We start from the raw sequence: 11,890 nt of genomic DNA, 5'->3' as shown, positions 1-11,890 counted from the left end.
TCGCCCCACCCAACAATAACTGCAATTTGTGGGATTAATTTGTTGGGTTTTTCCGTTGGAAATGCTCCGCAAACGTTCCTCAACCCAACCTACTACTAATAAATGTGGTATGAGCGATCGCTAATAATGTATTAAAATGCAAATAAGTTGCATTAACTAATTTAATTATGACTACTAAGCTAATAAATCAAATCTTACAACTCAATATTTCAGAAAGACTAGAATTAATAGAAAATATTTGGAATAGTATTGCCGATATGCCAAATGAAATTGAATTAACACAAACACAAAAACAAGAACTAGATTATCGGTGGGAATTATTATGAAGAAAACTCAGAAATAGGTTCAAACTGGCAGGAAGTTAAGCAAAGAATTAAAAACAGGAAATGAACTACAAAATTATTATTCAATCTGAAAATGATAACCGGGTAGGGACGTTGCATGCAACGTCCCTACTTTGTCGTCTACTAAAGGATTTAACTTTCCTGGCGGGAAGTCCCTTGCTCTCCCTATGGGATAGCGTCGGGATGAAAGCCAGGGCCAGGATTCGGATACCTTCATAAGCTAAACGTTCATATGCCCTTGACAAGCTACGAGCATTTTGTTATTATCAATGTCAACACAGGGGGAGGACATCACCTCTGTCTAAACAGCGGTCAGGGTTTCCCAGACTGAAGAATCCCTATAAGTCCCGTAAGGGCAACGTCGGGAGTATGTCAATATTATTTCAGGATCGAACTTGCTGCTATTTGCTGGATTAATATGTTGGGTTGAGGCACGAAACCCAACCTAAGGCTACGTTATACCTCTGAATCCGTATATCCGTGGCATAATCCGTGTGAGCAGCTCAACCCAACCTACGACAAATCATAATCAAGCGATCGCCCAACCGAACCATAACAGAGTACCTGTAGGTTGGGTTAAGCGGTAGCGCAACCCAACAAAAGCTGCTATTTGCTGGATTAATATGTTGGGTTGAGGCACGAAACCCAACCTAAGGCTACGTTATACCTCTGAATCCGTATATCCGTGGCATAATCCGTGTGAGCAGCTCAACCCAACCTACGGCGACGTTATACCTCTGAATCCGTATATCCGTGGCATAATCCGTGTGAGCAACCCAACCTACGGCGACGTTATACCTCTGAATCCGTATATCCGTGGCATAATCCGTGTGAGCAACCCAACCTACAACTACGTTATACCTCTGAATCCGTATATCCGTGGCATAATCCGTGTGAGCAACCCAACCTACGACTTTGGGAGTTAATTTGTCAAATTTTGTTATACCTCTGAATCCGTGTATCCGTGGCATAATCCGTGTGAGCAACCCAACCTACGACTTTGGGAGTTAATTTGTCAAATTTTGTTATACGTCTTAATCCGTATATCCGTGGCATAATCTGTGTGAGCAACCCAACCTACGACTGAGACTTTTGGAGTTAAGTAGCACAAGCTTCTAGCTTTTTTATTTTGAACCGATACCTCCATGAATTGTGACTCCGCTGCTGCCAGAAAGATCGATATCTATTTTATCTCCCCTATCTATATCACGCCCGGCAGTATTAGTATTAATATCACGCCCCGCTTGAATATTCTCTTGTGCTTCCTGTTTTACTTCCTCCCATCCGCCATCGGGTAAACCTTTACCCCCACGCAATAACGCTACGGGAAAATCTTCTGTCTGGGAAAAGTCGAACATGGGAGTTTGTTTTTTGCCTAATTTTTGAGCGCTTTCGGGAACGGTTTTGCTGACATGACTCATAAGATTGGAAACGGTGACAATTTTATCTCCTGGTTTATTGCCTCCTCCTTGTAATGCTTCCAGAAAATGGTATGTGTAGATACTCATTTTTCCATCGGAGCGTATCCATGATAACTCGTCTCCTGTGGATGAGGTGAATACTGCTCGCCCTGTTCCTTTTCTTAAGTCTGCTATTAAGTTTTTCGGGAGGGCGGTTTGACTGAAGTTTTCGGGTAATTCTAGTTCCTCTGTTTGTTTGGCGGTTGCCATTCCTTGGGCGTGACAACTATCTATTATTACTAATAGTTTTTGGGCGGATATTTGCTGGAGGGCGTTGTTAAATTCTGTTGCTGGTAATGCTGTTTTTTGTGGTTTTACGGGACTGGTGTCGTGGGGGATTAAATAATAGTTTTGGGTTGATTTATCTAGCCAACCATGACCCGAATAATAGACTAATATTGTCGCTTCTGGGTCATTTTTTGCTTTTTGTTGGAGCCAGTTTAAGTTGTCTAAAATGTTTTGTTTTGTTGCTTGTTCATTGCTGAGGAAGCGGAGATAATTTTCTTTGTCAATGTAACTACATAAGTCGGGGTTTATGAGGAATGATTTGATTGTTTGAACGTCTTTGACTGTGGTGGGGAGTGACCAGTTGGGGTATTTGCAGTCGCCGACTCCTATTAGTAGGGCGTAGTTGTGAGAAAGTGTTTTAGACATGGGTATTTTGGGGGTTGGTTTGTAGTATTGAAGGCGTTGTTGGATGGTTTTAATGGTGTCGATAGTTTCAGATAGCATTTGTTTGACAAAGCGATCGTTTTGTAGTTTTTTTGTCAACTCAATAGTTGTGTTTTCTGAACCTATTTTACTCAGAGCTTCTGCTGCACTCCTACACACATTAGACTCTGAGTCTTCTAGGAGTGGAATTAATCCCTCAATTGCAGTTTCTGAACCGACTTTACCCAGAGCTTCTGCTGCACTACTACGCACATTATACTCTGAGTCTTTTAGGAGTGGAATTAATCCCTCAACTGCAGTTTCGGAGCCAATTTTACCCAGAGCTATTGCTGCTCTCCAACGCACATTAGACTCTGAGTTTTCTAGAAGTGGAATTAATTTCGGAATTGCAGTTTCTGAACCTATTTCACCCAGAGCTACTGCTGCCTTCATAGATACATTAGAGTTTGAGTCTTCTAGGAATGGAATTAATCCTTCAATTGCAGTTTGCGAACCTATTTTAACCAGAGCTTCTGCTGCACTCCAACTCACATTATAGTTTGAGTGTTCTAAGAGTGGAATTAATTTCGGAATTCCAGTTTGCGAAGCTATTTTAACCAGAGCTTCTCCTGCTCTCCAACCCATATAAGGGTCTGGGTGTTCTAAGAGTGGAATTAATTTCGGAATTGCAGTTTCCGAACCTACTTTACCCAGAGCTTCTACTGCTCTCATACGCAGATAATAGTCTGAGTCTTCTAGAAGTAGAATTAATCTAGGAATGCCAGTTTCCCGACGTATTTCAATCAGAGCTTCTACTGCACTCCAACGCACAAAAGAATCTGAGTCTTCTAAGAGCGGAATTAATTCCTTAATTGCAGTTTCAGAGCCAATTTTACCCAGAGCTTCTGTCGTACTCCAACGCACATTAAACTCAGAGTCTTCTAGAAGTGGAATTAATTCCTCAATTGCAGTTTCGGAGCCAATTTTACCCAGAGCTTCTGCTGCTCTCCAACGCACAAAAGAATCTGAGTTTTTTAGGAGTGGAATTAATTCCTCAATTACACTTTCAGAGCCAATTTCACCCAGAGCTTCTACTGTACTCCAACGCACATTAAACTCAGAGTCTTCTAGAAGTGGAATTAATTCCTCAATTGCAGTTTCGGAGGCAATTTCACCGAGAGCTTCTGCTGCTCTTCTACGCACAAAAGAATCTGAATTTTTTAGGAGTGGAATTAATTCCTCAATTACACTTTCAGAGCCAATTTCACCCAGAGCTTTTGCTGCTCTCCAAAACACATTAAACTCAGAGTCTTCTAAAAGTGGAATTAATCTGGCAATAGCAGTTTCAGAGCTAATTTTACCCAGAGCTTCTGCTGTTCTTCTACGCACCTCAGAGTCTGAGTCTTTTAGGAGTGGAATTAATTCCTCAATTACACTTTCAGAGCCAATTTTACCCAAAGCTTCTGCTGCTCTTCTACGCACCTCAAAGTCTGAGTCTTTTAGGAGTGGAATTAATTCCTCAATTACACTTTCAGAGCCAATCTCACCCAGAACTTCTGCTGCTCTTCTACGCACAAAAGAATCTGAGCCTTTTAGGAGTGGAATTAATCCCTCAATTGCTGTTTCCGAACCTATTTTACCTATAGCAAATACTGCACTCCAACGCACATATTTGTCTGAGTCTTCTAGGAGTAGAATTAACCCCGGAACAGCAGCATCCGACTTCGTTAACTCCGCCAAATAAACCTCCAACAACACAGGCAACTCCAACCGCTCAACCTCTGCAAACATCCGCTCCTGAAACCTCCGTTGCACCTCTCCCACCAACCTCGCCCCCAAAAACCAATCTACCTCCAACGCCAACCTTACCACCCGCACCGCTAACCCCTCATCCTCCACCAACCCCAACATCAACGCCACAACTTCCGTCCACTTCAAATAATTCAAATAATCCCACTGCAACTCATAGTCACTCAAACCAGACAACCGCAACAACAACCTTTCCGCCACATAATACTCCTGCAACAACTGATGGCGAAACGAAATCTGACCATCATCTCCCACCTGAATCAAATGATGCTCCAATAAATCCTCCAACCAACGCATCGCACAGTCAGTCGGAGCTACCACCTCCCCTCGCAAAAACTCTGCCAACACCTCCTCAGCTTTTTGCCGAGAAATAGCAACCATAATCTCAGTTTTCGACTCCCCATTCGTCATCACCCACGCCAACTCCTGCAATAACCGATCCCACCAACGTCGAGAACTTTCATCAACCGGAACATCTTGCTTGAGGCGACTACTATAAGTCTGAGTAAAACTCCGAAACACCAACCCCAGATGAGCAGGTATTACCTTGTTATAGCCAAACACCGAACACAACATCAACAAAAACATCGGAGTTTCCCCCAACTCCCGCAACCTCCCCTGCAACTGCTGCCATAAATTTTCACCATGCTCCGGCAAATAAGCACAGACAAACTCCTGCATTTGAGATTCCGTCAGAGGCAGCATTTCCAACCTTTTCTCAATCCCCAAATCTCCCCCCAGACTCAAATCTCGCGTGGTAAACACCATGGCAGTATTGGGGTAGTCTTGCCGAAACATTCTCACCTGTTGTCGTGCCGCTTCCGATGCCATCTCGTTAAACCCATCGAAGAGGAGCAAAAGGGGAGTGTGGGGAGTGTGGGAGGTGTGGGAAGTGTGGGAGGTGTGGGTAGGGACGTTCGCATTTTTGTTATCAACGTCCGTACGGGAGGTGTGGGAGGTGTGGGGAGCGAAAGATTCATCCCTTGGTTCAGCAACGCCCAAAAATTCACCTTGACGGAGCCAAGTTTCTAGAGTTGCTTTATCTATATTTATGGTGGGGTGGTGTTTGTGGATAAATTTTTGGATTCTGTCAAGTATGGAAGTTTGACTGTAGCGTAGTTCGATGAGAATGGGAATTCTGGGTTTATTCCCCCTTGTCTCCCTTTGTGAGTTTTTATCCCCCCCAACCCCCCTTTGAAAGGGGGGGGTAGCTCTTGTTTCTCCTTCAGTATTCCTGGGAAACTCCCTCCTTTCTCTTGTCTCCCCCCTTGGAAAGGGGGAAGTGTCTCTTGTCTCCCCCCTTTCAAAGGGGGGACTAAGGGGGGATTCTTCTTTTTCCAAGGAAGACCTTAACTTCTCGGCCTCCTCCAACAATAATCTGGCCAAAGCAGTAGATTTTCCCGATCCTGGTCTTCCTACCAATAAAACATGATTCGGGGCATATTTGCGCAAACCCTCCAAAACCGTCAACCGTTCAATTTTCTCTTCTGGACGTTCCCTCTGTTTTTCCTCGGACTCAATAGTTTGTACCATCAAACCCAAATCCAACAATGGGGAAATATTTTGCCGTTGCTCAAGACGCTTTTTTCCCGCCACATCCGTCAGAGTATAAACCTCCCACCATTTGGCGTATTCTTGGCAAATTGATTCTAGATAGGGCTTCCACATACAATTCAAAATTCAAAATTCAAAATTCAAAAGTTAGATTTTTTTGATTATTTTTACTCTTTACACAAAGTCAGAAATTAGTAGAAAATTACAAACTATTGTTCATATACAATATTGTAGATTGTAGGTTGGGTTAAGCGACAGCGCAACCCAACAAAAACCCAAGGGTTGTTTAGTTTCGCTTGAAAAAGCTTTTTGCCGGCTCAAGTCAAACAACGTAACCTAACAAAAACATAGATAATGTTGGGTTTATCCTGCGGATAAGCTCCGCTAACGGGATACCTCAACCCAACCTACAAATTTATATTTTAATCTCTAATTCCATTTTAGCTAAGAATGAAAAAGCAAGATAAAACCTTACCTTTAACCTTACTAGGAGCTGCCTGCTTAATGATTATCGGCAGTGTCGCTGGCTATATCCTCATCTCTTCCGAAGAAACAGTAGACAATTTGCCTGTGGGTGCCGAGGTTGTCCCCAAGGATGCAATGATGACTTTACATCTTTCTACTGACTCTACTCAATGGGAAAATTTACAACAGTTTGGCACTCCTCAATCAAAAGCTGCTTTGCAAAAATTGTTGGGGCAGTTGCGCGATCGCTTCCTCACTACTTATGGTTATAATTATCAACGAGATATTCAACCTTGGATAGGTAAGGAAGTAGCGATCGCTTTTTTGCGCAAGTCTACTCTAGAACCGACTAACCCAACTACTCCCGATTCTCCGCCACCTCCCCCCGCTCAACAAGCAACTCTGGTGGTATTGCCGATCGCCGATCCAACGGCAGCTCAACAAATTTTAGACAAACCGCGCTCTCCTAAAGAGGGTAAATTAGTTAAACGTACCTACAGAGGTATTGAAATTACAGAAACTGAAGGAGTACCTAATCAAGATATTTCTGTAGCAGCATTGGGAGGAGAGTTTTTGGTAGTTACTAATTCTCAAACGGCAATAAACCGAGCGATCGATATATATAAAGGAGATAATTCTCTAGAAGAAGCTCCTGGTTATACAGAAGCGATGAAGACATTGGAAAGTGCGGCACCTTTTGCTCAGGTATATGTGAATATTCCTGCTGCTGCTGCTTATACTTCTAGTAAATCTATTACTCCTGTGTCTGAGGAAAATCTCAAACGACTTGAGGATAATCAGGGAATGGCAGCAACAGTCAGTATAGTTCCTGAAGGTATAGATTTAAAGGCAATTTCTTGGCTAAAACCTAATAGTGAGAAAAAGTTTACTGTCGAAAATAATGCCACGGGAATGTTAAGTCGGGTTCCTGGAAATGCTTTGATGATGATATCTGGCAGTAATTTACAGAAAATGTGGTCTGATTATGTCAAGGGTGCGGGAGCTAATCCCATCGCTCCCATTAACCCAGGGGTATTTCGTCAAACTGTGAAGAATGCAACTGGTATGGATCTAGATAAGGAATTTATCGATTGGATGGCAGGAGAATATTCTTTGTCTTTGCTACCTATTCCCAAAAATAAGGAGCAGTTACAAAAATTTGCTGCGGGGTTTGTGTTTATGGTTAAAGCAAGCGATCGCCGTGCTGCGGAAGAGTCTCTGAAAAAATTAGATGAGGCGATGAAGAAAAGAGAATTTGAAGTAGGTGAAGCTGTTGCTAGCGGACAACCTGTTGTGAAGTGGACTTCCCCCTTTGGTGGTTTTACCGTAATTCGTGGTTGGTTGAATGGGAACGTAGTATTTTTCACTTTAGGAGGATCTATAGAAAATCAAATATTGCCTGCACCGACAAATTCGATGGCAGAAAGTGTGGTATTGCAAGAAACTTTACCATTAGAGTCAGAATCTTTTAATGGTAACTTTTTCATTGATATTAGTCGGACTTTCAATCCTCAAAATCTTTCTATTCCGCAGTTACCTACCAATCAAAAAATTTGGTTAGATGGTATGGAATCTATTGGGGTGACATCTATTGTTAGTAATAGTCGCACAACCAATTATGATGTATTTGTGAAATTGAAAAAACAGGAGCTCTAGAATTCAAAATTCAAAATTCAAAATTCAAAAGTTAGAAGTCAGGAGTTAAAAGTAATCTCTGACATCGAATCTTGCTAAAAGCGTAGGTTGGGTTGAAGAATGAAACCCAACATACAGCAGATTCCAGGTATAGCTGAACTCAGAACTGACAACTCAGAAGTTGAAAGTAATCTGTGACATCGAATCTTGCTACAGGTGTAGGTTGGGTTGAAGAATGAAACCCAACATACAGCAGATTCCAGGTATAGCTGAACTCAGAAGTCATATCAAATCCGGTAGTATCGGTATAATTCAAGACTGTAGGGGTTTGGTCTCCAAACCCTCGACCAACTAGGAGTTTTCACTCTTTTCTGATGGTAGAATTATATCACTCCTTTCGCGAGCGGATTTGATATCAAAAGTAATCTGTGACATCGAATCTTGCCAAAAGCGTAGGTTGGGTTGAAGAATGAAACCCAACAGACAGCAGATTCCAGGTATAGCAGAACTCAGAACTGACAACTCAGAAGTTGAAAGTAATCTGTGACATCGAATCTTGCGAAAGGTGTAGTAGTACACCGACATAGCTAAAATGGTGCCGTGCGACGGATTGATAAATCCGTTTTCTAGTCTAAATTTAAGTCGTCTAAGGCACCCTACTCAATTACTCGAATTTTCTACTCCCTTGATAAAAAATTATGATTAAAATTTCTCCCAATATTCAAAAATTTTCCTCTTGGTTAAAAAGACTAAAAGTTATCATGTTGTTATTAGTCTTTTTAGTAATTCCGACATCGGTTGTAGCTCAAGAAAAAAATCGGATGCGATTACGTATTGAGTTCGATATAAATAGAAAAGGAAAACCGACTAATTTAGAAATTATCGAAAGTAGTGGTAACAAAAAATTCGATAAGGAAACTTTAGAAGCAATGGAAAAAATGCGCTTTGAGCGATCGGATGATACTCGAAAAGGAATATCTGCTGACATAAATATTGAATTAGATGGATTAAATTCCTACGTTTATCCGCCACAGATGGTTAAAGAATTCATCGATGGTTGTAGCAATGGAGAAGAGGGAAAAGAATTTTGTGTTTGTATGATTCAACAAGCTGAAAAACAATATCCTTGGGAAACTTTTTTAGAAGTTTCTCTTGAGATATCTGAAGGTAAGGTTTCTCCTCAAAGCAAAGAAATTTTTCAATACCTTTTATCTTCTTGTATCACAAAAGTTCCCATAGAAGAATTTTTCTAATGAAATAACTGATTTGGAGTATTGATTATTTATGTAGGATAATTCATATCATGTCCGGTAGCATCGGTATTGTAAAACGGTAAGAATTCAGAATGCGAGAATGCGCGAATTTAGAATTCAGAAATTTGCTTTGTCAGGTTTTAGTATTCTTGGAATTAAGGGTATTAACCCCGAAACAACTTAAATTTCCTGTAGATATTCATCCTTTGGTTTGCACTTTCCGACACCAGCGGACATGATATCAAGCGCTTTCTCCCTTGCTGCTACACAATATGCCACAGCAAAAGCGCTAGAGTTATTCAAAGGTGTCAGAAAATTTCTCAAAGATCCAAACAACCTATTTGGGATTACTTGGTAGAACTCGTACTATTCAAGTAATATCATGTCCGGAGCAGAGCGTGATAGAACGACCTTCCGCTTACACGACCAAAAAACTTTCTCTTCATTTATAGCTTAAAATTCTCTCCTCTTCGCTCCTGACTCCTGACTCCTGACTCCTGAATTCTGACTCCTCCATTTTTATTTATAACTATTCAACCGGACATGATATGATATATCCTTTTAAGCTGGATGCGCCACTACTAGCGCGTCCAGACTAAAAAAATTGTGGGTAATATCAAATCCTTTTAATTGGACATAAAAAAAATCTCATATCTTCATAACTACGTTCATCTTTACAGCACTTTTCAGATTGATGAACCACATATTCACATTTCAAACCTAGTAGGGACGTTCCATGGAACGTCCCTACTGTGGTTTACTGAAATGAAAACCGCTGTATGATTCTTTCTTCTCCTGACTCCTGACTTCCCCTCCTGGGAGGGGTTAGGGGTGGGTTGACTCCTGACTCCTAAAGACTTAAGCAATCTATAACTGTTTAAGCGGATTTGATATAAAACCTCCCCCCTCTCCTTGCAGGACTATGCTTTACCCACATCTTTCTTAACATAAAGCTTGGGCATTATAGACGAGTTATGCGCAAGTCTTGGCCTGGCTTTTTTGGGAGAAAAAATGTATTTTTTAGTACATTATTTTTAATAACTTCAGTAGTTTTATTTAGCTACTATGATTTTTTATCCTGACAATAATTAATATTAAATCAGCTAAAACTAGCAAAAAAATGATTTGATATATACTAATTAATTGATAACTGAAGTATTGCCCAAGTATAGCATTAATGCATGGGAATTGGTATAATCCATATCAGTCTGTAATGGCCATTGTATGTTTCGACATTGACGAGGTAATTATTAATTATTAATTGTTAATTGTTAATTATTAATTATTGAAAATACTGATACTACCGGACTTGATATTATTTCTGAAAAATTGCTTGGGGATAACTTCCTATTTCTGAGGCATAAGCACAGCAATACAAGAATTTAATATTATTTGAGGAACTGAATATCTCCAAATTGGAGTTTTGAATAAGATATAAACAAAATACTTACAAATAGGAGCTAAAAGAATGAAATACTTTTCTATTGTCATGGAGCTATTACGAGAGAGGCAGAAGTTTCTAGAAGATATTCGTCAAGGTCATCAACTCAAGGAAAAAATATTCGGTTTATTAATTTCTAGTGCTGTATTTTTTGCGATTTATGGTGCAATAATAGGTAGTTCAAATAGTTGGTTACAAGCATTTTTTTCTGCTGTTAAGTTACCAGCATTATACTTATTAACTTTAATTATTTGTTTTCCGACGTTATACTTCTTTAATGTCATGTTTGGTTCCAAGAAAAGCTTTGAACAATTTTTGACATTATTAATGACGGCAATGGCATTAATTGCGGTTTTATTATTTGGCTTTGCACCAGTTAGTTTGTTTTTCCTCTTGTCTATAAATAATTATCAGTTTTTTGTATTATTAAATGTTGTTATTTTTGCAGTTACAGGCTTTTTAGGGGTACAATTCTTTTACCAGGGAATGAATTTTTTATCTGAAGAAGATGCAGAAGGAAAAGAAGTTAGATTGAAGATTTTGCGATTTTGGTTGGGATTATATGCTTTTGTGGGATTTCAATTAGGATGGACTCTGCGACCTTTTTTTGGCTCACCAGGAGAACCTTTCCAAATTTTTAGAGACAGAGGAGGTAATTTTTATTTAACGATTATCAATCTAATTACCAGTCTTTTAGGGTGGAATTAATGAAGTAAAATTAATTCAAAATTCTTGCATTATTAATTCTTGCATTATAACTTATGCCTAAAATCAGAGGCTTGAAATAAGGAAAATATTTTTGATTTTTTCGTTCTACAGAACAAGGCTTGAATCCTTAATTAAACAATTATTGAAATTCACTTATAATCAAAATTTTTGAACGCGTGAATTTTTAATTTTGAATTCAAAAAATGGTCAGAAGTCAGAAGTCAGAAGTGATGTTTGTAATGGGGATTTAATATCATGTCCGCTGGTAAACCGGCACAGGCAAGATGCCTATTCCACAAGGTGAATATCTACAGGAAATTTTAAGTTGTTTCGGGGTTAATACCAAATTTATAGATGTTTGCTACAAATAGCTAGGAGACTTCTTAGGAGTCAGTAGTCAGGAGTCGGGAGTCTTATGGGAATGGGTTCAATACCATTTTTTAGGTGGTAAGTTATCTTTTTTATCCAAGGGACATCTCCTATAAAATCTTTTGATAACCCTTATTATTCGTAACATTCTTTTTTTAAAATAGTATATAGCGTTTCTCAGCAATCGTGAGGTACACCTAT

Annotated in this window: 7 protein-coding genes; 4 read left to right on the top strand and 3 right to left on the bottom strand. The window is 39.8% G+C overall.

Annotated elements, in window-relative coordinates:
• Positions 1-167: 167 nt before the first annotated feature.
• Complete coding sequence (locus F6K40_RS12105; RefSeq protein ID WP_293136021.1) at positions 168-326, top strand: addiction module protein; 159 nt, start codon at positions 168-170, stop codon at positions 324-326.
• A 674-nt stretch (positions 327-1,000) separates the two neighbouring features.
• Here the strand turns inward: F6K40_RS12105 and F6K40_RS12100 are convergent.
• From F6K40_RS12100 to F6K40_RS12090, 3 genes are all read right to left on the bottom strand, one after another.
• Entirely contained in the window at positions 1,001-1,315 is a 315-nt protein-coding gene (locus tag F6K40_RS12100) for a hypothetical protein (protein WP_293136019.1), read from the bottom strand.
• A complete protein-coding gene (locus F6K40_RS12095; protein WP_293136016.1) occupies positions 1,275-1,400 on the bottom strand; it encodes a hypothetical protein in 126 nt (41 codons plus the stop codon). Before F6K40_RS12095 ends, F6K40_RS12100 begins: the two co-directional genes overlap by 41 nt.
• Before the next feature lie 68 nt (positions 1,401-1,468).
• Positions 1,469-5,932 (bottom strand): HEAT repeat domain-containing protein, encoded by a 4,464-nt coding sequence (locus tag F6K40_RS12090; RefSeq protein WP_293136067.1) that lies wholly within the window; start codon positions 5,930-5,932, stop codon positions 1,469-1,471.
• 336 nt (positions 5,933-6,268) lie between these two features.
• Here F6K40_RS12090 and F6K40_RS12085 point away from each other — a divergent pair, with 336 nt between their 5' ends.
• From F6K40_RS12085 to F6K40_RS12075, 3 genes are all read left to right on the top strand, one after another.
• The gene (locus tag F6K40_RS12085; protein ID WP_293136013.1) at positions 6,269-7,939 is read left to right on the top strand and encodes a DUF3352 domain-containing protein; all 1,671 of its coding nucleotides are present in this window, start codon (positions 6,269-6,271) and stop codon (positions 7,937-7,939) included.
• 677 nt (positions 7,940-8,616) lie between these two features.
• On the top strand, positions 8,617-9,171 hold the full coding sequence (locus F6K40_RS12080) for an energy transducer TonB (protein ID WP_293136010.1): 555 nt from the start codon (positions 8,617-8,619) through the stop codon (positions 9,169-9,171).
• A 1,468-nt stretch (positions 9,172-10,639) separates the two neighbouring features.
• Complete coding sequence (locus F6K40_RS12075; protein ID WP_293136007.1) at positions 10,640-11,320, top strand: actin-binding WH2 domain-containing protein; 681 nt, start codon at positions 10,640-10,642, stop codon at positions 11,318-11,320.
• The last annotated feature ends 570 nt before the right edge of the window (positions 11,321-11,890 follow it).

This window comes from Okeania sp. SIO3I5 (genome assembly GCF_010672085.1).
GTDB lineage: Bacteria > Cyanobacteriota > Cyanobacteriia > Cyanobacteriales > Microcoleaceae > Trichodesmium.
Note: the sequence above shows the minus strand (reverse complement) of the source record. Positions and strands in the feature narration are given on the sequence as shown.

Excerpts from the sequence above, each read along its gene's own strand:
- F6K40_RS12105 (WP_293136021.1), top strand. The coding sequence starts at position 168 with ATGACTACTAAGCTAATAAATCAAATCTTACAACTCAATATTTCAGAA.
- F6K40_RS12100 (WP_293136019.1), bottom strand. The coding sequence starts at position 1,315 with ATGCCACGGATACACGGATTCAGAGGTATAACAAAATTTGACAAATTA.
- F6K40_RS12095 (WP_293136016.1), bottom strand. The coding sequence starts at position 1,400 with ATGCCACGGATATACGGATTAAGACGTATAACAAAATTTGACAAATTA.
- F6K40_RS12090 (WP_293136067.1), bottom strand. The coding sequence starts at position 5,932 with ATGTGGAAGCCCTATCTAGAATCAATTTGCCAAGAATACGCCAAATGG.
- F6K40_RS12085 (WP_293136013.1), top strand. The coding sequence starts at position 6,269 with ATGAAAAAGCAAGATAAAACCTTACCTTTAACCTTACTAGGAGCTGCC.
- F6K40_RS12080 (WP_293136010.1), top strand. The coding sequence starts at position 8,617 with ATGATTAAAATTTCTCCCAATATTCAAAAATTTTCCTCTTGGTTAAAA.
- F6K40_RS12075 (WP_293136007.1), top strand. The coding sequence starts at position 10,640 with ATGAAATACTTTTCTATTGTCATGGAGCTATTACGAGAGAGGCAGAAG.